The organism is Haloplanus natans DSM 17983 (assembly GCF_000427685.1).
GTDB lineage: Archaea > Halobacteriota > Halobacteria > Halobacteriales > Haloferacaceae > Haloplanus > Haloplanus natans.
This window is the reverse complement of record NZ_KE386573.1, coordinates 2,385,109-2,406,482: the sequence shown is the minus strand read 5'-3', so window position 1 is coordinate 2,406,482 and position 21,374 is coordinate 2,385,109. Positions and strand designations below refer to the sequence as shown.

The window sequence follows — 21,374 nt, the reverse complement described above, 5'->3', positions numbered from 1 at the left end:
GGGTTACGGGAGTCGCCCCCGCACGCCGTCCCAGTGACTCCCCTTCCAGAAGTACTGTCCACACTCCGTACACCGCCAGAGAGGGGTCTCGGCGGGGTCCGGCGTGTCCTCGGGCGTCGGCGTGACGCCGTCGACGCGCGCGAGCGTCCCGTTGCACCGCCCACACCGCGTCGGCGTCTCGGGCAGTGAGAGCGACACGCCCGCGTCGCCGAGTTCGCGGAGTTGGTCCTCGATATCCCGTTTTGCGAGCAGGATGGCGCCCGCCGTCCGCGCCGCGAGATCGGTGTCGCGGGTGAGGAGTGTCCGGTCCTCGTGTCGCGCTAGATCGTTGATCGCGCCATCCCTCTCGACGCCGCGATCGGACGTGTAGGCCGTATCGTAGCCACACATCCGCAGGTAGCGCGCCAGTTTGCCGAGCATCGCGTCACAGAGAAATTGCTCGGCCATCGCGCCGCTACTCCAGCCACGACCGGAGGTCGGCGGCCGATCGGGTGTTCAACACGTCACCCGCCTCGGCCCACCCGCGCCGCGCGGTGTGGACGCCGTAGCGACGGTAATCCAGTTCCCCGATCCCGTGGGCGTCGGTGTCGATCGCGACCGGCGCGCCCGCGTCGACGGCGGTCCGAATCGCCTCGTCGTTCAGATCGAGGCGGTTCGGGTTGGCGTTTACCTCCAGTGCCGTCTCGGCATCGGTCGCGGCCGCCGCGAGTCGGTCCACGTCGAGCGTGAGGCCCGGCCGGTCGTTGATGAGGCGGCCGGTCGGGTGGCCCAGGATGTCGGTCTCCGGATGGTCGATCGCGCGTACGAGCCGTTCGGTCGCCGCCGCCCGGTCCATCCCGAGGCCGCTGTGGGGCGAGGCGATCACGATATCCAGGTCGGCGAGGACGCCGTCCCCGACGGAGAGGCCGCCGTCCGCGTCGACGTTCGCCTCGACGCCGTGGAGGACCTCGATATCCGCGTCCGCGGCAGCCGCGGCCACCGCGTCCATCTGCTCGCGCAACTCGTTGTCGTCGAGGCCGACGCCGCCGACCATCCCCGGGCCGGTGGCGTGGTCGGTGATGCAGATGTAGTCGTCGCCGCGCTCCTCGGCCGCCTCGATCATGGTCCCGATCGACTCCCCGCCGTCCGACCAGTCGGTGTGGGTGTGGAGGTCGCCGCCCACGTCCGCCTCGACCACCAGGTCGGGCAACTCGCCCGCCCGTGCGGCCTCGATTTCGCCCCGATCCTCGCGGAGTTCCGGCGGGATTACGGGCAGGTCGAGCGCGTCGTACATTTCCGCCTCCGTCTCGCCGCCGACCCGACGCCCGGCGCGCTGATCGTCGCCCTTGCCGTCCACGTCCCCGATATCGAACATCCCGTACTCGTTCATCTTCAGGTCGCGGTCGATGGCGAGGTTGCGCAGATGGACGTTGTGATCCTTGCTCCCGGTGAAATACTGGAGCGCCGCGCCGAACTCCGCAGGGACGACGACCCGGAAGTCGATCCGCATCCCGCGGGAACGAACGCTCGCTTTCGTCGTCCCCGACTCGATCACCGCCGCGTCCGGGTCCCAGCCGAGGAAGGCGTCGACCGCCGCCTCCCCGTCCGCGCTCGCGGCGAGGACGTCCACGTCGCCGATGGTCTCGCGCCACCGCCGGAGCGACCCCGCGACTTCGGCCCGCTCGATCGGATCGGCGTCGCGGAGCGCGTCGAGTATCTCCTCGGCGACGGGGCGGGCGTCGCCCAGCAGTTCCCGCTCCTGTGCCTGCCGGGCGAACGGGATGTTCTCTACGATGTTCGCTTCCGTCTTCTCGCCGAAGCCGGATACCGCCCGGATCTCCCCGTCGCGCGCGGCGGCTTCGAGTTCGTCGAGCGTGGTGACCCCGAGGGCCTCGTAGAGCGCTCCGACCGTCTTCGGTCCCACGCCTTCGACGCTCGTGAGCGCCGCCATGTCGACCGGCAGTCCCTCGCGGAGCGTCTCCAGTTCCTCGAGTTCGCCCGTCTCGACGTACTCGATGATCTTGTCCGCGAGGGCGTCGCCCACGCCGTCGATGTCCATGACGGCGTCTTTCCCCTCCTCGACCAGTTCCTCGACCGCGACCGGGCAGTCGCGGACGTTCTCGGCGGCGCGGCGGTAGCTCCGGGGTTTGTACTCTGTGTCCTGCGCTTCGAGGAGGTCGGCCATCTCCTCGAACCGGGCGGCGACGTCGGCGTTGCGGCTCACAGTCGCCCTCGCGTGTTGTGGCTGGTGTCCTCGTGTCCGAGCGCCTTCTTCAGGAACGACATCCAGCGCTTGCGGTCGGCCGCTTCCTGCGCTTGCGCCTCGCGTTCGAGGTTCGCCGGGCCGAGTTGCTCGAGGGCGTTGAGCGCGCGGTCGATGCCGATGATGCTCTCGACCAACTGCTTGCCTTCTTCGTAGCTCACCTCGTCGTCCTCGATGCGCTGGAGGCGCTGGAGGCGTTCGCGTCGCAGGTTCTTTTTCGCCCGATCGACCCGCTCACGCTCGCCGGCGGGCACCGTCTCCCGGCGTTTGATCTCGAAGACGAACCGCTGGAGGTCCACCTCCTCGCCCTGCACCGTGATGCGCTCGGGGATGTCCGCGCCCACCGTCGCCCCCTCTCGGTTGACGCGTTCGAGGAGTTGCTTGCGCTCGAACTCTTTCACGGCTCGCCGTTGGCGGGCCGCTCACTTCGCTCCTTCGCCCCGCTCGCTCCCTCCCGTATGCTTCGAGTCCGTGTCCGTATACGGCTCCTCGATGTCCGGGTCGGCGCCCATCATCGCCCCCGCGCGGCGTGTCACGAAGTCGAAGACGACGACGATGGGGAGGAGGAGCCGTTCGACGACCCACACCGGCCGCGCCGTCGTGAGTGCCCACTCCTCGGCGTGACCTAGGCCGTACGCCTTCGGCAGGATTTCGCCGAAGACGAGGACGACACTTCCCGCGACGACGGTCGTCAGCGCGACGGCGACGCCACCCGAGAACCGGTCCGCGAGGAGGACGGCCAGGATGCTGGAGATGGCGACGTTGACGAGGTTGTTGCCGACGAGCAGCGTCACGAGGAGTCGATGCGGGTCGTCCCGGAGTTCGGCCAGCATCGAAGCCCGACGGTCAGAGGCGGCGACGCGTTCGTCGAGCCACTCCCGGGACAGCGAGAAGACGGCGATTTCGGTGCTGGAGAAGAAAGCACTCGCCGCCAGCAGGCCGATCAGCGCGACGACGCTTACGGCCGTCGAGTCGAACGTGGTCATGGGGTATCTCGTGTCGACGACGGGAAAAACGGCGGGGACCGCTGTGCTGTTGCGATTAGTACGTCTCTCTTGAAGACACCTCGAAAGCCCCCGGCGTCCCCGGAAGCCTTCGGCTTCTGGTTGGCTCACGAGAGCTTCGCTCTCGTGAACGTCCGGGTTCGCCGAGACGCCGGCCCTTTTGATAGTGTTTATTGTAACTGGTTACCGGTGGGTCGCCGGACCGTCTTGGTGACTCACCGGTACTGACTTACAATAAACACTATCAGTCCCGCCCGCATCGGCTGGCCAACCGGCTGCCGCCGGGTGGGAGTGAAAGGGGCGACTCGTCATCGGGCGGCGGAGCCGCCCGATTGCCCGAGGGAGCTTTGCTCCCTCGCTGCTGGAGGAAGGTGGGCGACGTAAGGACCGCAGGCCGAAGGCCGAGGACCGCAGCGAGCCCCCCGACTCCAGCGAGTCGGGGCTTTCGAGGTGGTCACAGACCTATTTGAACACTACCGAGGGCCGCAGACAGAAAGTTCTTGAACGCGGCCCGACCATCCTCGGCAAATGGATTCCGGCGTCGACGTGAGCGTCGTCCTCCCTGCCTACAACGAGGAGGCCACCATCGAACGGACGGTCCGGACGACGCTCGCCACCCTCGCCGACTTCCTCCCCGAGGGCTCCTTCGAGGTGCTCGTTGCGGAGGACGGTTGTGACGACCGGACGCCCGAGATTGCGGACCGGATGGCCACCGAGGACGACCGAGTGCGTCACTTCCACAGCGACGACCGCCTCGGCCGTGGTGGGGCGCTGGAACACGCGTTCGCGGCCGCCGCGGGCGACACCCTCGTCTACTTCGACACCGACCTCGCGACGGATATGCGCCACTTGGAGGAACTGGTCGAGCGGGTGCGCACCGGCGACGCCGACGTGGCCACCGGGTCGCGCTGGATGCCCGGACAGGTCGCGGACCGCCCGCCCAAACGCGGCGTCCCCTCGCGGGCGTACAACGGCCTCGTGCGACTCTTTCTCCGCTCATCGCTCCGGGATCACCAGTGTGGGTTCAAGGCGCTGAGCCGCGAGGCGTTCGAGCGTCTGCACGCGGACGTGGCGGACGAACACTGGTTCTGGGACACCGAACTCCTCGTCCGCGCCCAGCGGGCGGGGCTGACCGTCGCCGAGTTCCCCGTCGAGTGGGAGCCCAAAGGCGACACGAAAGTCGACCTCGTGCGCGACGTGTTCGGGATGGGGAGTGGGATCCTCCGGCTATGGTGGCAGCTCTCGGTCAGTCCCCGGATCACCCGGCGGGTGAGCGTCGGCGCTGGCGCCCTCATGACCCTCGTCGCCCTCGCATTGATGACGCTGTATCTCGACCCACAGGCCGTCCTCGAGGAGTTGGAGGGGGCAGACCTCCAACTCGTCGCCCTCGCGGGCGCCGTCTACCTCCTGTCGTGGCCGCTCCGTGGCGCCCGCTACCGCGACATCCTCCGCGAACTCGGCTATCGTGAGCGCCTCGGTTTTCTCACCGGCGCCGTCTTCATCAGTCAGACGGGGAACCTCGTCTTCCCCGCCCGACTCGGCGACGGGGTGCGCGCCTACGTCGTGAAGGCACGGCGCGGGATTCCCTATCCGACCGGCTTCGCGTCGCTCGCGGTCGAGCGCGTCTTCGACCTGCTGACTATCACCGTCCTCGGCGGCACCGTCCTGCTGGGATTCGTCCTCACGGGCGCGAGCGGTCGGCTCGTCACCGCCGTCTCGTCGGGCGTTCCGGGCATCGACCCACGGAGCGCGCAGGTCGCGCTCACCGTCGCGGCCGGCGTCGCCGCGGCGGCGCTTCTCGCCGTCGCGGCCATCGTCGTGAGCGCGCGCCGCGACGGCAACCTGGTCCGGCGGGTCGTCACCGGCGTGAGTTCGGATTCCTACGCCGACTACGTGGCGGGGGTTCTGGAGCGGTTCGTCGCCGACGTACAGACGGTGGCGGCCGACCGGGGCGCGTTCGTCCGCGTCGGCGTCGGCAGCCTCGCCATCTGGGCGCTCGACGTGGTGACCGCCGTCCTCGTTCTCGCGGCCTTCGACGTTCCGCTCGCGACGCCGACGCTCGTCGCCGTCGGCTTTTTCGCCGTCAGCGTCGGCAACCTCGCGAAGGTGCTCCCGCTCTCGCCCGGCGGCATCGGCCTCTACGAGGCGGCTTTCACCCTCCTCGTCGCGGGCCTGACACCCGTCACCGGCGCCACCGCCTTCGGCGCCGCGGTGCTGGATCACGCGGTGAAGAACCTCGTCACCGTCGCCGGCGGCGTCGTCTCCATGCTCGCGCTCAACGTCTCGCTGACGAGCGCGGTGGAGGAGACGACCGGGGGCGGAACGGACGCTCCCGATCCGGAGCCGGACGTGGATTAAAACAGCTCGGCGAGCCGCTCGGCGCCGTCTATCAGGTTCGGGCTCGGCTGGTTCAGGAGGGCGTCGTCGACGGCGTGGACCTCGGCGTCGACGGCCCACCCGCGGTCGGTAAACGTCGCGGGGTCGGTGTGTTCCCCGTGGCCGCAGTGGTGGAGGACGACGTGGTCCGGATCGGCGGCCTCGACGGCGTCGCGCGCGACGGCCCGTGACCGCTCGCCCGGGTCGACGAACGGGTGGTGCCCGCCCGCGGCGGCGACGACTTCGGGCACCCAGTTGCCGGCGGCCATCGGCGGGTTGGCCCACTCCTCGCAGTAGACGGTCGGCCACGTGTCGGTCGCCCGGGCGCGTAGCCGGTCGAGTCGCTCGCGACTCCGGGCGGCCATCCGCTCGCCTTCGGCCTCGCGGCCGACGGCGTCGCCGAGGGCGGCGAACCCCTCGATCACCTTGGGGAGCGTCCGGGCGTCCATGTGGTGGACGCGGACGCCGCGGTCACGGAGGGCGTCACGAACCTCCGCCTGGAGGGCGTCGCTCGTACAGACCAGATCGGGATCGAGCGCAGCGAGTTCGTCCAGATCCGGGTTCAGCCACCCGCCGAGGACCGTCGGTCCGGCGTCGAGTTCGGCGCGGCAGTGGGTCGTGATCCCGACCAGGCGGTCCGCGACGCCGAGTTCACGGATGGTCGCGGTGGCCGCCGGCGCGAGCGAGACGATGCGATCCGGTGGGTCCATGGTCTCCCTCGGGGACGGACGGACAATAGGGATTGCCGTACTCGGTCGCCGGAACCGACACCGATACCCGTCGGCGGCGGGGAGGGTAGGGCAATGCGGACGGAGCACGTCCTCCACGTCGGCGACGCGGTGGCGATGGACGCCGTCGCGGACGAGTCGGTCGAACTCGTCGTCACCTCGCCGCCGTACCCGATGATCGACCTCTGGGACGACCTCTTTGCGGACCGCGATCCGGACGTGCGCGCGGCCCTCGACGCCGGCGACGGCGACGCAGCCTTCGAGTTGATGCACGCCCAACTCGACGCCGTGTGGGACGACGTGGTTCGCGCCCTCGCCCCCGGCGGCGTCGTCTGTGTCAACGTCGGCGACGCCACCCGCTCGGTCGGCGGCGAGTTCCAGCAGTATCCCAACCACGCCAGGATCGTCGACGCCCTCCGCTCGCGGGGGTTGACGCCGCTGCCCGATGTGCTCTGGCGGAAGCCGACCAACAGCCACACGAAGTTCATGGGGTCGGGCACGCTCCCGCCGAACGCCTACGTCACGCTCGAACACGAGTACGTCCTTCTCTTCCGGAAGGGCGGTCCACGCTCCCTTCCGCCGGGCGACGACCGCCGGTACGAGAGCGCGTTCTTCTGGGAGGAGCGCAACTGCTGGTTCTCCGACCTCTGGGAGCTTCGAGGTGAGGAGCAGGCGCTCGGCGGCGGCGCGGACGGCCGCCGTGACCGATCCGCGGCGTTTCCGCTGGAGATTCCCCTGCGCCTGATTCGGATGTTTTCGGTTCGGGGCGATCGGGTCCTCGATCCGTTCGCGGGGACGGGCACGACGGCCCTCGCTGCGATGCACGCCGCCCGGAACTCGGTGGGCTACGACCTCGACGGCGACCTGTTCGACGCACTCGACGACCGACTGGACGATCTGCCGGCGCGGTCACAGCGCCGGGTGGCCGAGCGCCTCGACCGTCACCGCGCGGCCATGACCGACCGTGACGGCGGCTACGAGGCCGAACATTTCGACTTCCGGGTGGTGACGAAACGCGAGCGTCGTATCCGTCCGTACGCCGTCGAGTCGGTGTCGGAGCGCTCGGCCGAGCGCGGCCGGCGGTACGTCCTGAATCACCGGCCGGCGGACGGGGACGCGCTTAACCCGCTCCCACCCGAGGGATGAGCATGGACTTCGACTCGCTGGTCCTCGCGGCGGCGACGGCCGACCTCGGCGACGAGCCGGCGGCGCGTGAGAGTGCCGACGCCGTCGAGTTTCGGATGGATCTCGCGGCCGACCCGCTCGCGGCGCTCGCCGACTACGACGGATCGCTGCCGATCATCGCCACGAACCGCGATCCGACGGAGGGCGGCGAGGCCGACGCGCCCGAGGCGGAGCGGCTGGCGGCGCTGGAGGCGGCGAGCGCCCACGACGCCGTCGGCGCGGTGGATGTCGAACTGGCGAGTCTGCGGAACGGCCCGGGGAAGCGGGCCGCAGCGACCGCGCGGGCGAACGGCGCCACCGTCATCGCGTCGTTCCACGACTTCGAGTCGACGCCCTCGACGGCGCGACTCGACGAAACCCTCGCGACGGCCGCCGACCACGGCGACGTGGGGAAGGCGGCGGTGACGGCGACGGGGGCCGGCGACGCGCTACGGCTGCTGTCGGCGACGCACGCGGCGACCGAACGCGGGGATCGGGTGGCGACGATGGCGATGGGCGAGGCCGGCCGGCACACCCGGGTGGTCGCCCCGCTCTACGGGTCGAAAATCGGCTACGCGCCGGTCGATCCGGCCGAGGCGACCGCGCCGGGCCAGTACGACCTGGCGACGCTCGCGGATCTGGTCGACCGCCTCGGCGGTCGGTGATGTGGAGCGGCGTGCCGGTGTGTGGATAAGACGGCTCGGCGACCCCTCGGCACAGCCGTCCGCACGAGTCGGCCGAGGGTATAAGCGCGTGGCGCGTCCATCGGTGCTACGATGGGTGACAGGGAGCGACGGGTGGTCGTCGCCGTGGTCGTCAGCGTCGTCGGCGCGGTGATCGGCGTCGCGGGTGCGGGGCACGCCTACCTTCGGGAGTGGGGGCGCGCGTTCGTGTGGTTCTCGCTCGTGCTCGGGGCCGGACTCGTGCTGATCGCCTCGTTTGCCGACCCCGAGACGGTGACGCTGTCGACGCTTCCGCTCCGCGTGACTGGACCGATCGTCCTGTTGCTCACGCTGAACACGGTCGATACGTACTACGTCGCCCGCCGGTCGGCGACGGGTGGCGTCGGCCGAGGCGGCCCGGCCCCCGACGCCGAGCGGACCGTCGCGTGTCCGTCGTGTGGCCGGGAGTACGACCCCGAACTCTCCTTCTGTCCGTGGTGTGCTGGCTCGCGTGACGAGAAACGGTGATGGCTGCCACTGGTGGCATCGGTCGTGTCTGACGGTCCGACGAATCACCGGACAACGGTCACGGCGAGCCGTTTCAGGTGCGGAGGAAGTAGACCTGCTTTCGCGCGTCCTTGAAGCTGTACCGGGAGTCGACGATGTCGGACTCCTCCAGACGGTTCAGCGCGTAGCGGACCGTCCGGTCCGGAAGCAACGACTCCTCGGCGAGTTGACCCTGCGAGAGTGGCGACTCCCCTTCGAGCACCTTGGCGACGAGTTTCGCACTCGGGGGCAGTTCGCGCAGTCGCTCCCGGTATTCGGTGGTCGTGAGTCGATCGTCGCCGACGGAATCAGCCGCTGTGGTGCTCATACCCTCACGTCCGAGTCAGTAGTGGTAAAGGTTATCTCTATATTAGTGCAAACACACGAAACACCTTATATGTGATTAATTGTAAAAAGAGGCAGAACGATGACGCGTCGGCCGCGGGACGATGGCCGGGCACGTGCGGCGGATACATCCAGTACGGTTTTAATCTTCGGGCAGAGAGACGCGTAGCGTGAAAGGAGAGGAGTGGTACCAGACGGACGAAGTTGCCCAGGAGTACGACGTCAAGCGGTTTTCGCGTGGTGGGCGACTCATCGACCGTCGGGAAAAGCGGGCCGTCCTCGACGCGTTGAATCCCCTCGACGGCCGGAACGTGCTCGAAATCGCTTGCGGGACGGGACGGTTTACCGCCATGCTGGCCGAGCGCGGGGCCGACATCGTCGGCCTCGACATCTCCTCGGCGATGATGGCCGAGGGTCGAAAGAAGGCCCGTGCGGCGGGTGTGGCCGACCGCATCGAGTTCATCCGCGGCGACGCTGCCCGCCTCCCGTTCCCGGACGACCACTTCGACACCGTCTTTGCGATGCGGTTTTTCCATCTCGCCGACACGCCGGCGAAGTTCCTCGCGGAGATGTGCCGGGTCTCCAAGGAGCAGGTGTTTTTCGATACGTTCAACGACCGAAGCACGCGCGTCCTCTACAACTGGTTGCTCCCGATGGGTTCGCGGCTCTACGGTCACGACGAGGTGAAACGCCTCATCGACGGAGCGGGCCTGACGCTCACGGACGCGAGCCACGACTTCGTGTTCCCGTACGGCTTCTACCGGAAGATACCGAACCGGCTGGCCGGGGCGTTCCGGAGCGTCGACACCGCTCTCGGGGAGACGCCGATCGGTGACCACGTCGCCTCGGTCTCTTACTGGAACGCACACGTCTGACGTTTCAGCCCAGTGATGCGGTGCCGTGGGAGCCCTCTCTCCTTCTAGGAGGCAGTCACCGGTGAAAGTCGACGGCACTCGGGCCGTCGTCGCGCTGAACCGTCGTCCGCGCCGGCTCCGTCCGCGCCACCTCGTCGCCTGCCCGGAGCACGAGCGTCCGCGGTGCCCGGGTGCGGAGCGCGTTGAACGCGTCGGGGCTGTCGTAGACGACGAGCGACCCCTCGGTGTCCTCCCGGAGGCCGTACCCGCTCGCGCCGACCACCGCGGCGTTCGCCTCGGTCAGCATCTCCCAGAGGTCGGCCACGTCGTCCCGGCCGGCCATGTGGGCGTAGTGAAGCAGGACGAAGGCGGCGTCCAGGGGGTCGGCCTGGCCGTAGTGGTACCACGGATCGAGAACGGAGTCGTGGCCGAGACCGACGGTGACGTCCGCCGCCCGGAGTTCGTCGATGCGCGTGTGGCCACGCCGCCGCGGGTAGTCGTCGTAACTCCCCTGCAGGACCGAGTTGTCCGGCGGGTTCGTCACGACACTCACGCCGCTCTCGGCGAGCAGCGAGATCAGTTTGTCGGCGTAGGCGTTGTTGTACGAATGCATCGCCGTCGTGTGACTCGCCGTCGTTCGGTCGCCGATGCCGCGTTTGAGAGCCTCGCTCGCCAACACCTCGGTGAACCGCGAGTTCGGGTCGTCCGTCTCGTCGATGTGGAGGTCGAGCGGCCGGTCGTGGCGCTCGGCGAGGTCACAGACCGCCCGGACGCTCTCGACCCCGTCCTCGCGCGTGTGTTCGTTGTGTGGAATCGCGCCGATCACGTCGACGCCCATCCGCACCGCCTCGTGGAGCAGGTCCTCGTGGTCGGGATCGGTGAAGATACCGTCCTGCGGGAAGGCGACGACCTGCAGGTCGACGATATCCGATACCCGGTCGCGCAGTTCGAGGAGGGCTTCGACCGTCGTCAGCGACGGCTCCGTCGTATCGGCGTGGGTCCGAATCCGCGTCACACCGTGTGCCGCGTACCACTCGACGGTTCGTGTCGCGCGGTCGACGATGTCGTCGACCGTGATCCCCTCCTTGTACGCCGCCCACACCTCGATGCCCTCGGCAAGCGTCCCGCTCTCGTTCCATGTCGGGTCGCCGGCGGTCCCCGTCGCGTCGAGGTGGACGTGCGGTTCGATCAGCGGCGGCGTGACCAGCCGACCGTCGGCGTCGTGGCGCCGGTCCGCCGGGAACGCCGCCGGATCGCCGTCGCCCGCGGGCACCACTCGTCGGATCGTTCCGTCCCTGATCTCGATGTCGACGACGTCGCCGTCGAGGGTCCGCCCCCCGGTGACGATGTACTCGGTCATATCGGATCGATGGGCAGCCGCTACATATTCCTTCGCACTCCGAATTTCCGCACGAACGTGGACGTAATGCCAAATTTTATCAACAATACCTGTGCGACAACGGACGATGGCAACAGAAGACGAATCATCGACTTGGCGGACGTTCGTGTTCGGCGACGAGGACCTTCCCGATCCGGACTATCCCATAGACCACGTCCCTCGGGACGAGCGGAAAGGACTCGTGAGTATCTCGGCCGTGCTCCTCGGGTTCGTCTTTTTCGCGGGCACGCTGTGGTCCGGCGCCGAGGTCGGTGCGGCGATGGGCTTCGGGCCGATGCTCTCGGCGACGGCCGTCGGCTACACCATCCTCGGGATCTACGTGGCGGCGCTGTGTGGCATCGCGGCCAAAGCCGGGTTGACGACCGTCCTCCTCGCCAGGTACAGTTTCGGCCGGTTGGGCGCGAAGTTCGCCGACCTCCTACTCGGCGGGACGCAGGTCGGCTGGTTCGGGGTCACCATCCCGATGGTCGCCGTCCCCACTGCGACGTTTTTCGGCCTCGACTCCCCGACGCTCACGCTGGCGCTCATCGTGATCTGGGGCGTGCTCCACCTCGCGACGGCGTACTTCGGCTACGAAGGGATGGAGAAACTCTCGCTGATCGCCGTCCCGGTTCTCGTCGTCGTCGGCCTCCTGTCGGTGTTCATCGCCATCGGGGACGCCGGCGGCGTCGACGGCCTGTTCGCCGGCACCGGGAGCGGGGAGATGGGCTTTGCCGCCGCCGTCACCATCGTCGTCGGGACGTTCATCAGCGGCGGCACACAGGCGCCGAACTGGGCCCGGTTCGCGAGTTCGACCCGCGTCGGGTTCTGGGCCGGCCTCATCGCCTTCCTGATCGGTAACGGCTTCCTCTTTCTCTCGGGCGCCGTCGGCGGCGCCGTCTACGACGTGACGCCCGCTGGCGACCTCTACGAGGTGCTCGCCGCGCAGGGACTCGCCGCCATCGGTCTGATCGCCCTGATCCTCAACATCTGGACGACGAACGACAACGCCGCCTACGCCTTCGGCGTCGCCGGCAGCGAGGCGTTCGAGTTCGACCGCAAGCGGCCGTTCGTGCTGGCCGGCGGCACCGTCGGCATCCTGCTCGCGCTGGCGGGCGCGGAGGGTCTGCTCATCCCGTGGCTGTCGACGCTCGGCCAGTACGTCCCCCCTCTCGGCGGTGTCATCATCGCCGACTTCCTGCTCTGCTGGCGGCTGAGCGTTCCCCACATGGACGACGTCGACTTCGTCGACGTTCGCTGGAGCGCCATCCTCGCTTACGCCGTCGGCGCCGCCGTCGCCGTCCTCACCGCCGGACAGGTCGTTCCGGGCGTGGCCGCGCCGCAGGTGCTTCCCGGCCCCGGTGGTGCCGCGCTGAACGGCCTCGTCGCCGCTTTCGTCGTCCACACGGCCGCGTACTACCTGCTGGAGGCGAACGGACTGCTGCCCGGTCACGAGGTGGATTCGTCGGCCGAGCGACTCTAGTCGTCGACCTCTTCGACTCGCTTGCCCGTCGCCTGCGGGATCACCCGCCGCTTCGCGTTTTCCCACTCCCGGTCGAGTTCCCGTCCATCGAACAGCCGGTCCAGAAACACCGCCAGCGCCGCCACCTCGGAGTGGGGCTGGTTCGTCACGCCCACGTTCCAGTCCGCACGGTCGTACACCTCGAAGTCGACCTTGCCGGCGCCGACGACGAGGAGGAGTGGCTCCGAGCGATGGCGTTCCCGGATCGTCGGCGTCACGTCCTCGACCGGCTCGCCGTACATCGTGAGGTGGACGACGGTTCCCTCCCAGTCCCGCAGGAGCGGCCGATACGAGTCGGTGACGGTCACCTCGAACGGGCCGCCGAAGCGGTCGGTGATGTCGGTGACCGTCTCGCCCGCCTGCGTGGCCTCGCCGACCAGGACCGCCCGGTCGGCGCCGAGCGCCCGCGCCGTCAGGGCGACGTGTGTCGTCATGCGGTCGTCGCGGCCGGGGCGGTGCCCCAGACGCAACACGACGACCTCCGGACTGTCTTGCATGGGCGTTCCGAGGGGGCGGAGTGGGTAACGGTTTTCGAACCCGACCGGAAGGCACTTGGACGGCGCGGCGGACCCTCGGGCATGGATCTCACCGACCGGCGCGTGGTCGTCACCGGCGGCGCGGGCCTCATCGGCACCCATCTCGCGGCTCGGCTCGCCCCGGACAACGACGTGGTCGTCGCCGACGACCTGTCCAAGGGCGAGGCCGACCGCGTCCCCGACGGCGCCGAACTCGTCGTCGCGGACGTGAAACACCCCGACGACGTGGCCGCCGTCGTCACCGACGACACGGATATCGTCTTTCACCTCGCCGCCTACACCGACACGAACTACGCCGACCCCCGGCGGCTGTTCGAGGAGAACACCGAGATGACCTACACCCTCCTCGAACGCGCCGACGACGTCGGCGTCGACGGCTTCGTCTTCACTTCCTCCTCGACCGTCTACGGCGAGGCGCCGCGGCCGACGCCGGAGGATTACGGCCCCCTCGAACCCATCAGCGAGTACGGCGCGAGCAAACTCGCCGACGAGGGGCTCGTCTCCACGTACGCCCACTCCTACGACCTGCAGGCGTGGACGTTCCGCTTCGCCAACATCGTCGGCCCACACCAGCGCGGCACCGTGATTCCGGACTTCATCGAGAAACTCGACGACGACCCCGACCGGCTCACCATCCTCGGCGACGGCCGACAGGAGAAATCCTACCTCCACGTCGAGGACTGCGTGGACGCCATCTGCCACGTCGTCGAGAACGCGGACGCGGCGCTCAACACCTACAACCTCGGATCGCGGACGACCACCTCCGTCACCCGTATCGCCGACATCGTGAGCGAGGAGCTGGGACTCGATCCGGCCTACGAGTACACGGGCGGCGACCGCGGGTGGACGGGCGACGTGCCGAAGATGCGCCTCTCGATCGAGAAGCTAGCCGCCCTCGGCTGGGAGCCCTCGGCGTCGAGCGACGACGCCGTCCGTCGCGCGGCCCGACAGTTGATCGACGAGATCGTATAGCCCTTTACTCCGCGCCCCCAACGTCACCCGTGCAGATCGTCGGCTACGACACGGACGACGGCGGCCTCCTCCTGAGCGATTCGGTCAGGGACGACGCGGCCAGCGCCGACCCTCGCCACCCGACTGCGACCGTCGAGTACGTCCCCCTCGACCCCGGCACGGAACTCGCCTACCGCCTCGACGACCGCCACTGTGCCGGCACCCTCACAGACGACGGCCACCGCCCCTGTGACGCCGACGACACACCTCACTGCCCCGACCACACCTCGACGTGGGTCTGTGCCCGGTGTACCGGCACCTGCCTCAAAGACGAGATGGACTGTGTCGACGACCACGCCATCTACCTCGCCGCGTTCGCCCCGGAGACGTTCAAGGTGGGTGTCACCAAGGCGTACCGGCTGGAGACCCGCCTCCGCGAACAGGGGGCGGACCGCGGCGCCCACATCCGAACCGTCGAGAACGGCCGGATCGCCCGCGAAATCGAGGCCGAGTTGGCGGCCGGAATCCCCGACCGGGTGCGGGTGCCCGCGAAACTGGCGGGTCTCGGCCGCTCCGTCGACGACGCGGCGTGGGCCGCCCTGCTCGACGAGTTCGATCCCATCGAAACGTTCGCGTTCGACTACGGCCTCGGGCTCTCCGAGCGCCCGGTCGCCGAGACGCTGGCGGCGGGCCGGGTCCGGGGGACGAAAGGGCGACTGCTCGTCCTCGACCACGGCGGGAGCACCTACGCGGTCGATATGCGGGATCTGGTTGGGTACGAGGTGATCGAGGGCGACACCGACCGGCGACTCCAGTCGAGTCTCGGCGCGTTCGGGTGACCGACCCCGTCTTCTCCGCTTCGGACTGCCGATTACGACCGACGGTCCCGGGCGCGCCGTTCCCAGGCGGGCGTGCCGTCGAGTTCCGGGAGCAGATCCTGGACGTCCATCCACGCTGCCCCGTAGAACCGTTCTCGGCCGATCGGCGTGTGGATACGCATGACGACGGTTTCGCTCGTCACTCGAAACACCGACGCCGACCACGACGACTGCACGCGTTCCCACCGACCGACCCGGGTCGAGGTTTCGTCGTCGACCACACGGGAGCCGAGTTCCCAGCTTAGCCGCGTCAGGACGGCCGGATCGAACGGCATCACGTCGGGGAGGGACGCCCCACCACTGTGCTGTCCACGGGTTGCCATACCACGCGACACTCGCTCGATGCTCAAAAAACACACGCGTTCCCGGAGGTGCATCGGGCGTCACCGACCGTCGGTGCCGGGGAGACGACAACCCTTTTCGGCGTGGATTGCGAATCGAGGGCCATGGCAGACGACGACACTGGCGACGACGCTGCTGCAGAGGGTGGCGAGGAAACCGAGGGCGACGAGGAGGAGAAGTCCTTCCGCGAGCGCGTCGAGGAGATCCGCGAGCGCCGCGCCGAGGAGCGCGAGGAGGGCGAGCGCCCCGACCCCGAGGAGATGATGGGTGGCGGCGAGGGCGGCAACCCCTTCGCGCAGATGATGAGCGGGATGATGGGTGGCGGTGGTCCCGGCGGCATGGGCGGCGGTGGCATGGGTGGCGGCCCGCCGGGCATGGGCGGCGGTGGCGGCCCGCCGGGCATGGGTGGCGGCCAGGGCGAGGAGGAGTCCGTCGGCAACGAGGAACTCGTTCGCGAGGTTCGACAGCTCCGCGACGAGGTACGTGACGTGACGCGCCAGCTCCAGCGGATCGCTCAGGCTATCGAGGACGACTAATACTGTTCATCGTAAGTCATTACCGGAGGGTCGTCGGACCGTCTTGACGACCCACCGTAACCAGTTACGATAAACAGTATAAGCCCGTCAGTCGACCCGCGTTTTCACCTCACTCGTTCGTAGACGTCCGCGAGACGGTCGACTGCGCGGCCGACCCCGTGTCGTTCTCGCGCTTCGAGACACGACTCGCGGAGCGCGTCGCCGTCCTCCAGCGTCCGCCGGATCGACGACCGGAAGGACTCGATGTCGCCCGTTTCGAAGTGATACCCCGTGACGCCGTCCTCGACGGTGTCGGCGAGGGCGCCGTCGTCTGCGCCGACGACCGGCGTCCCGCAGGCGTTCGCCTCCAGCGCGACGAGCCCTTGCGTTTCGATCGGGCTGGGGAAGACGAAGGCGTCGAGCGCGCTGTAGAAGGCGGGAAGCTCCTCGCGGTCGAGAAAGCCGAGAAAGCGGGCGTCGACGCCGCATTCGGCCGCCCGCCGCTCCAGATCCGGTCGGGCCGGCCCGTCGCCGCCGAAGACGACCGTCGCGTCGAGGGTCGCCGCGGCGTCGACGATATCCCCCAGGCGTTTCTCGTAGCCGTGACGGCCGGTGTAGCCGATCAGCGTCGCGGCGTCGTCGAGGCCGTACCGCGACCGGAAGGCGTCGGCGTCGACGGGGCGGAACCGCTCGGTATCGATGCCGTTCGGGACGACGGTTACGGGCGTCGAGACACCCACCGCGTCGGTGAGGTGGGTGGCCGTCGCCTCGCTCGGTGCGAGTACTGCGTCGGCGTGGTCCAGAAACCACCGCTCGTAGCGCTCGCTTACGCGTTCGACGAGGCGTTCGATCCGGGCACTCGGCGCCACGTAGTCGGCGTACTCCGACGTGGGCGTGTGGTACGAGGCGACGAAGGGTCGGTCGTGGCGCCGGGCCAGTCGGAGACCCGCGAGGCCAACGGCGAAGGGCGTGTGGGCGTGGACCACCTCGACGTCGCGGACGCGCCGCGGAATCCAGGGCGCGCCGAGACGGAAGCCGGGGTAGAACGGAAAGGGGACGCTCCGAACCGGATACTCGCCGGCGCGGGCGGCGTAGCCGTCGGTTCGGGGGTAGACCACGTCCATCCGGCCGCCGCGGCCGGCCCAGCAGTCGCGCCACGCCTTGACGGTGTAGGTGACGCCGTTGACCGTCGGCAGATAGGTGTCCGTGAAGACGGCGACCGAATGCATCACCGGCGATTCGACGAGGAGGGGTTAATCGCTTGTGACTTCGGCGTAGGCGTCGGCCAGTTTCTCGCCCACCCGCGACAGGGAGTGCTCGCTCGCCGTCTCCTCGGCGTTCTCGCCGAGTCGCTGGCGCAACTCCGGATCGGCCGCCAGTCGGTCCAGTGCCTCGCGGAACTCCGCCCGCGTCTCGCATTTCAGGCAGTCGTGGCCGTCGGTGTAGAACTCCTCGAAGACGGGGATGTCCCGGAGGACGACCGGCTTTCCGCAGGCCATCGCCTCCAGTACGGCGATACCCTGGTTCTCCGCCTTGGTGGGGAAACAGTAGATGTCGCCGGCGGCGAAGGCCCCGCGCTTGTCGTCCACCCACCCGGTGAAGGTGACGTTGTCGGGCGGGTTCGTCGTCCACCGACGCACCGCCTCGGAAGCCTGTGGCCCGGTGTCGTAGGGGCCGAACCACGCGAACTCGTAGTCGGTGTCCTGGGCGAGTCGACAGAAGGTGGTCAGGCCCTTGCGCTCGAAGACGTTGCCGACGGAGAAAACCACCAGTCCGTCGAGGCCGAACCGCTCGCGGTACGCCTCGCGGAGGTCCGCAAAGCCCGCCAGCGACGCGGTGTCGACGCCGTTGGTGATCGGTCGGATCGGAGCGTCGACGGGGTAGGATTCGAGGGTCCGCTTCGTGTACGCGCTGGGACAGAGGACGAGGTCGGCCTGTGAGTAGAACCAGCGGAGGTAGCGACGGAGCGGGCCGGCGAGGTAGGTGGAGCCACGGAAGCTCTCGGCGAAGTCCTCAGCGGTGACGTGGGCGTGGAGGACGAGTGGCGTCCCCGTCCGTTTGGCGTGACGGGCAACGGCGACCGAACCGGGGCCGATCACGTTGCAGTGGGCCACGTCGTACCTACGGAACGCACCGTGGCCCCGGAGGAAGCCGGCAGCGGCGCCGGCCGGCGACCCGCCGATCCACGGCGACGTGACGACCGACACGTCGGTCGTCGCCAGCGCGGCGCGTTGCTGGTCGGCGGCGGTGCCGATGCCGCTTCGGTCGAGTCGGTCCTCCAGTTCGAGGTAGTTCAACACCCGCACGGCCGGCGATTGATCGGTGGTTCCCTTGACGCTACCGATAGTTTCCGTTCCACGGCACGCGCCCCGACGCGGTGTCGGAAGGCCTTTGGCGCCCCGCGGTCCGCTTCGACCATGGGCATTCCCGAGGAGCGCGTCGACCGACTGGCGGCGCTCGCCCGCGCCGCCGTCAAGGAGGGCGAGGCGGAACGCGCCCGGGAGTACGTCCGTCTGGCCCGCCGTATCGCCGAGCGCAACCGCCTCACCCTTCCCCGGGCGTTCCGGCGGTTCACCTGCGACGCCTGTGACGCCTACCTCGTACCGGGTCGGAACGCCCGCGTCCGTCTGGGGGACGGCCACGTCGTCGTCCGCTGTGACTGTGGGGCAACGGCGCGGTATCCGTACCGTTAAGCGGTATCGCCGACGGCGACGACGCTCGCCGTCCTTATTATAAACTTTCAAACCGGTTCGGGTCCAGTAGCGGTGTATGGATACGCAAGCGCTGCGCAAGCGGGCCCACGACCTCGACGTGACGGTGTGGGTCGGCAAGAGCGGACTCGGGGCCGTCGTCGACGAACTCGACGACCAGTTGGGGGATCGGGAGCTCGTGAAAGTGAAGTTCCTGCGAGCGGCCCGTGGCGGCACGGACGTGGAGACGCTTTCGGCCGATCTGGCCGAACGGGTCGATGCAGAGGTCGTCGAGATGCGGGGCAACACCGCAGTCCTCTATCGATGACGCCGGTCGCCCTGCAGAACGGCGGGGGTGGGGCCATCGCCCGCATCCTCACCGAGAACGGCGTGCCGTACGCGGCGGCTATCGGCTCGGCCATCGCCTTCGTCGCCGCCCTGCTGGTCGTCTACGTCGTCGGGCGAGCCGTCGTCATCCCGCTCGTGGACCGCGTGATGGACGCGCAGGGGTTGGAGGTCCACGCCCGCAAACCGCTCCGAAAGCTGACGCTGGCGCTCGTCGTCTTCGTCGGCATCGCCGTCGCCTTCGGTTTCGCGGGCTACGGCAGTTTCTTGCAGTCTCTCGCCACCGTCGCCGCGGCGGCGACGCTCGCCATCGGCTTCGCCATGCAGAACGTCATCGCCAACTTCGTCGCCGGCATCTTCATCTTCACCGACAAGCCGTTCCGCATCGGCGACTGGATCGAGTGGGACGGCAACTCGGGTATCGTCGAGGACATCAGCTTCCGCGTGACGCGGGTGCGAACCTTCGACAACGAACTCCTGACGGTGCCCAACTCCGCTCTCACCGACGGCGTCATCAAGAACCCGGTCGCCAAGGGACAACTCCGCCTGCAGGTGCCCTTCGGCATCGGCTACGACGACGACATCGAACTGGCAAACGAGATCATTCTCGAGGAGGCCAACGCTCACCCGGATATCCTCGACGACCCCGCGCCCTCCGTTCGCCTGACCGACCTCGGTGACTCCTCCGTCGTGCTCAAATCTCGCGTCTGGATCGACGACCCGAGTCGTTCGGACTTCGTCAAAACCCGCGGCGAGTACGTCGCTGCGGTCAAGGAACGCTTCGACGAGGCGGGTATCGATATCCCCTACCCGAACCGCACCCTCGAAGGCTCACTGGAGATCAGTGGCGTCACGGCCGAAACCGTCGTGGACTAAAGTTCGATCCGTTCGACCAGCCCGCTCTCCTCTTTCGTGTTGATGGCGACGATGCGGACGTACTCCTCCAGCGTCGAATCCCGCAGCTTCGCCTTCAGCAGGTTGTCGACCTGGTAGACCCCCGCGGCGTTCACCATCTCGATTTCGACGAGAACCGGCCTGTCGTCGCCTGCTTCGAGCGTCACGTCACGGATCGCCCGACTCGACAGCGTGTTGATGCCCCGCCCGCCTTTCTCGTAGGGGATTCGCGAGCGTCCCCGCTCCATGTCGAGGGCGTCGGCGACGCGGATGACGCCCGCCTCGCGGGTCAGGGGGTCTTCCTCCGTGTGGTGACAGAGGATGGCGTGGAGCGTCTCGGCTTTCACCCGCACCGCGTCGCCCGTGTCGTACCACTTCGGGAGGAGCCGGTCGAGGATGTCCGAGGCGAGCGGGATGGAGTAGTAGGCGTGTTGGTCGCGGTGGACGACGTGGCCCACGTCGTGGAGGGTGGCCGCGAGCGCGATAATCACCGCTTCGTCGGCCTCCGTGAGTTCCTGATCGCTCGCGCCGTTGAACGCCACGTCGGCGCGTTTCAGCAGCTCGTAGAGGCGGAGCGCCCGGTTCCGGACGATGCTGATGTGTTTCGGGCCGTGATCGTTGTACCCCTTCCGCGTGACGGCGTTGACGTTCTGGGCTTCGAGATACGTCGTCACCTCCACGTCATCAAGGAGTACCGACAGGACTTCGTTCAGCTTCCGGTCGGGGAACGCGTGGGGGGCGTCGGGGTCGTACGTGCGGCCGTCCGCGTCGTCACTGTCCATACGGCGGCCTTCGCCGGCCGTGGAAAAAAAGCCCGCCGGCTCCCGTCGTCCGGGCCGTGCGCGGTATTGTAACTCACAATACACACGATCAGGCGGACGCTTCGGCCGCCGCCTCGCGCACCGACTCGTAGTCCGGTTCCTGTTTCGGGTTGTCACCCACCCACGTATACGTGATCCGGCCGTCGCCGTCGACGACGAAGACGGCCCGCTTGGCGACCCGGATGTCGCGTGGCTCCCACCGGTCGACCACCCCGTAGGCCTCGATCAGTTCGCGGCGTTCGTCGCTGAGGAGGCCGAAGTTCAGGTCGTTCCGCCGGCGGAACTCGTTGAGCGTGTACGGCAAGTCGACGCTGACGCCGTACACCGTCGATCCGATGTCCTCGAAGTTCGCCAACTGGTCGCGGAACGTACACATCTCGGTCGTGCAGGTGTTGGTAAACGCCGCGGGGAAGAAAGCGAGGACGATCGGTGCCTCGTCGAGACGCTCCGAGAGCCTGAAGCTCTCGACATCGCCGTTCGCGAGCGGGGCAGTGAAATCCGGAGCCTCGTCGCCGATGTCGACCATGATCGCCATTCGGCGGAGAACGGCTTTACGCTTGTTGATACCGGCGGGTATGGCT

25 protein-coding genes are annotated in these 21,374 nt (G+C 68.5%); 12 read left to right on the top strand and 13 right to left on the bottom strand.

The genetic code is table 11. The features are described from left to right. Window positions 1-3: 3 nt before the first annotated feature. Genes HALNA_RS14500 through HALNA_RS14485 form a run of 4 tightly spaced genes read right to left on the bottom strand, consistent with a single transcriptional unit; the run spans window position 4 to window position 3,228 of the window. Window positions 4-447 (bottom strand): Mut7-C RNAse domain-containing protein, encoded by a 444-nt coding sequence (locus tag HALNA_RS14500; protein ID WP_049937052.1) that lies wholly within the window; start codon window positions 445-447, stop codon window positions 4-6. Window positions 448-454: 7 nt separating this feature from the next. Continuing rightward, on the bottom strand, window positions 455-2,203 hold the full coding sequence (gene polX / locus HALNA_RS14495) for a DNA polymerase/3'-5' exonuclease PolX (protein WP_049937051.1): 1,749 nt from the start codon (window positions 2,201-2,203) through the stop codon (window positions 455-457). Next, entirely contained in the window at window positions 2,200-2,643 is a 444-nt protein-coding gene (locus HALNA_RS14490) for a DUF5788 family protein (RefSeq protein WP_049937050.1), read from the bottom strand. The genes polX and HALNA_RS14490 overlap by 4 nt, the downstream gene beginning before the upstream one ends. A gap of 21 nt (window positions 2,644-2,664) precedes the next feature. Next, a complete protein-coding gene (locus HALNA_RS14485; protein WP_049937049.1) occupies window positions 2,665-3,228 on the bottom strand; it encodes a CNNM domain-containing protein in 564 nt (187 codons plus the stop codon). A gap of 546 nt (window positions 3,229-3,774) precedes the next feature. On the opposite strand from HALNA_RS14485, the gene HALNA_RS14480 reads away from it, so the two are divergent. Then, a complete protein-coding gene (locus HALNA_RS14480) occupies window positions 3,775-5,604 on the top strand; it encodes a flippase-like domain-containing protein (RefSeq protein ID WP_049937048.1) in 1,830 nt (609 codons plus the stop codon). On the opposite strand, the gene HALNA_RS14475 is transcribed toward HALNA_RS14480, so the two are convergent. Beyond that, window positions 5,601-6,332: a helical backbone metal receptor gene (locus HALNA_RS14475; protein ID WP_049937047.1), complete on the bottom strand. Its 732-nt coding sequence runs from the start codon at window positions 6,330-6,332 to the stop codon at window positions 5,601-5,603. The genes HALNA_RS14480 and HALNA_RS14475 overlap by 4 nt on opposite strands. A 93-nt stretch (window positions 6,333-6,425) precedes the next feature. Between HALNA_RS14475 and HALNA_RS14470 the strand changes: the two genes are divergently transcribed. The 3 genes from HALNA_RS14470 to HALNA_RS14460 all read left to right on the top strand — a co-directional run bounded on the left by HALNA_RS14470 (window position 6,426) and on the right by HALNA_RS14460 (window position 8,704). Next, on the top strand, window positions 6,426-7,496 hold the full coding sequence (locus tag HALNA_RS14470; protein ID WP_049937046.1) for a DNA-methyltransferase: 1,071 nt from the start codon (window positions 6,426-6,428) through the stop codon (window positions 7,494-7,496). Beyond that, window positions 7,493-8,179 (top strand): type I 3-dehydroquinate dehydratase, encoded by a 687-nt coding sequence (locus HALNA_RS14465; protein ID WP_049937044.1) that lies wholly within the window; start codon window positions 7,493-7,495, stop codon window positions 8,177-8,179. The genes HALNA_RS14470 and HALNA_RS14465 overlap by 4 nt, the downstream gene beginning before the upstream one ends. 111 nt (window positions 8,180-8,290) lie before the next feature. Then, on the top strand, window positions 8,291-8,704 hold the full coding sequence (locus HALNA_RS14460; RefSeq protein ID WP_049937043.1) for a zinc ribbon domain-containing protein: 414 nt from the start codon (window positions 8,291-8,293) through the stop codon (window positions 8,702-8,704). 73 nt (window positions 8,705-8,777) lie between these two features. Here the strand turns inward: HALNA_RS14460 and HALNA_RS14455 are convergent, their stop codons facing one another. Further along, on the bottom strand, window positions 8,778-9,050 hold the full coding sequence (locus tag HALNA_RS14455; RefSeq protein WP_049937042.1) for a winged helix-turn-helix transcriptional regulator: 273 nt from the start codon (window positions 9,048-9,050) through the stop codon (window positions 8,778-8,780). Between the two features lie 187 nt (window positions 9,051-9,237). Between HALNA_RS14455 and HALNA_RS14450 the strand changes: the two genes are divergently transcribed. After that, a complete protein-coding gene (locus HALNA_RS14450) occupies window positions 9,238-9,942 on the top strand; it encodes a class I SAM-dependent methyltransferase (protein WP_049937041.1) in 705 nt (234 codons plus the stop codon). A 55-nt stretch (window positions 9,943-9,997) separates the two neighbouring features. Here HALNA_RS14450 and HALNA_RS14445 read toward each other — a convergent pair whose 3' ends face one another. Continuing rightward, on the bottom strand, window positions 9,998-11,281 hold the full coding sequence (locus HALNA_RS14445) for a cytosine deaminase (protein ID WP_049937040.1): 1,284 nt from the start codon (window positions 11,279-11,281) through the stop codon (window positions 9,998-10,000). A 106-nt stretch (window positions 11,282-11,387) separates the two neighbouring features. Here HALNA_RS14445 and codB point away from each other — a divergent pair, with 106 nt between their 5' ends. Further along, complete coding sequence (gene codB, locus HALNA_RS14440) at window positions 11,388-12,782, top strand: cytosine permease (RefSeq protein WP_084510064.1); 1,395 nt, start codon at window positions 11,388-11,390, stop codon at window positions 12,780-12,782. On the opposite strand, the gene HALNA_RS14435 is transcribed toward codB, so the two are convergent. Beyond that, window positions 12,779-13,318, bottom strand: coding sequence for a tRNA (cytidine(56)-2'-O)-methyltransferase (locus HALNA_RS14435; RefSeq protein WP_049938087.1), 540 nt, complete (start codon window positions 13,316-13,318; stop codon window positions 12,779-12,781). The two genes, codB and HALNA_RS14435, sit on opposite strands and share 4 nt — an antisense overlap. Before the next feature lie 81 nt (window positions 13,319-13,399). Between HALNA_RS14435 and HALNA_RS14430 the strand changes: the two genes are divergently transcribed. Next, entirely contained in the window at window positions 13,400-14,329 is a 930-nt protein-coding gene (locus HALNA_RS14430; protein WP_049937039.1) for an NAD-dependent epimerase/dehydratase family protein, read from the top strand. A gap of 29 nt (window positions 14,330-14,358) precedes the next feature. After that, entirely contained in the window at window positions 14,359-15,147 is a 789-nt protein-coding gene (locus tag HALNA_RS14425; RefSeq protein WP_084510062.1) for a DUF2797 domain-containing protein, read from the top strand. Window positions 15,148-15,179: 32 nt separating this feature from the next. On the opposite strand, the gene HALNA_RS14420 is transcribed toward HALNA_RS14425, so the two are convergent. Next, window positions 15,180-15,509, bottom strand: a complete 330-nt coding sequence (locus HALNA_RS14420) for a hypothetical protein (protein WP_049937038.1) — start codon at window positions 15,507-15,509, stop codon at window positions 15,180-15,182. A gap of 123 nt (window positions 15,510-15,632) precedes the next feature. Between HALNA_RS14420 and HALNA_RS14415 the strand changes: the two genes are divergently transcribed. Beyond that, window positions 15,633-16,064 (top strand): hypothetical protein, encoded by a 432-nt coding sequence (locus HALNA_RS14415; protein WP_049937037.1) that lies wholly within the window; start codon window positions 15,633-15,635, stop codon window positions 16,062-16,064. A 104-nt stretch (window positions 16,065-16,168) separates the two neighbouring features. On the opposite strand, the gene HALNA_RS14410 is transcribed toward HALNA_RS14415, so the two are convergent. Both HALNA_RS14410 and HALNA_RS14405 read right to left on the bottom strand, forming a co-directional pair. Next, entirely contained in the window at window positions 16,169-17,272 is a 1,104-nt protein-coding gene (locus tag HALNA_RS14410; protein WP_049937036.1) for a glycosyltransferase family 4 protein, read from the bottom strand. Between the two features lie 24 nt (window positions 17,273-17,296). After that, window positions 17,297-18,349: a glycosyltransferase family 4 protein gene (locus HALNA_RS14405; RefSeq protein ID WP_049937035.1), complete on the bottom strand. Its 1,053-nt coding sequence runs from the start codon at window positions 18,347-18,349 to the stop codon at window positions 17,297-17,299. Window positions 18,350-18,460: 111 nt separating this feature from the next. Between HALNA_RS14405 and HALNA_RS14400 the strand changes: the two genes are divergently transcribed. The 3 genes from HALNA_RS14400 (at window position 18,461) to HALNA_RS14390 (ending at window position 19,954) form a co-directional block, all read left to right on the top strand. After that, window positions 18,461-18,736 carry a ribonuclease P protein component 4 gene (locus HALNA_RS14400; protein WP_049937034.1) on the top strand — a complete coding sequence of 92 codons (276 nt, stop codon included), beginning with the start codon at window positions 18,461-18,463 and terminating at the stop codon, window positions 18,734-18,736. A 76-nt stretch (window positions 18,737-18,812) separates the two neighbouring features. After that, window positions 18,813-19,061, top strand: coding sequence for a YhbY family RNA-binding protein (locus HALNA_RS14395; RefSeq protein ID WP_049937033.1), 249 nt, complete (start codon window positions 18,813-18,815; stop codon window positions 19,059-19,061). Next, window positions 19,058-19,954: a mechanosensitive ion channel family protein gene (locus HALNA_RS14390; RefSeq protein ID WP_049937032.1), complete on the top strand. Its 897-nt coding sequence runs from the start codon at window positions 19,058-19,060 to the stop codon at window positions 19,952-19,954. The genes HALNA_RS14395 and HALNA_RS14390 overlap by 4 nt, the downstream gene beginning before the upstream one ends. On the opposite strand, the gene HALNA_RS14385 is transcribed toward HALNA_RS14390, so the two are convergent. Then, window positions 19,951-20,754, bottom strand: a complete 804-nt coding sequence (locus tag HALNA_RS14385) for an HD domain-containing protein (RefSeq protein ID WP_049937031.1) — start codon at window positions 20,752-20,754, stop codon at window positions 19,951-19,953. The genes HALNA_RS14390 and HALNA_RS14385 overlap by 4 nt on opposite strands. Before the next feature lie 88 nt (window positions 20,755-20,842). Next, window positions 20,843-21,319, bottom strand: coding sequence for a redoxin domain-containing protein (locus HALNA_RS14380; protein WP_049938085.1), 477 nt, complete (start codon window positions 21,317-21,319; stop codon window positions 20,843-20,845). Between the last annotated feature and the right edge of the window lie 55 nt (window positions 21,320-21,374).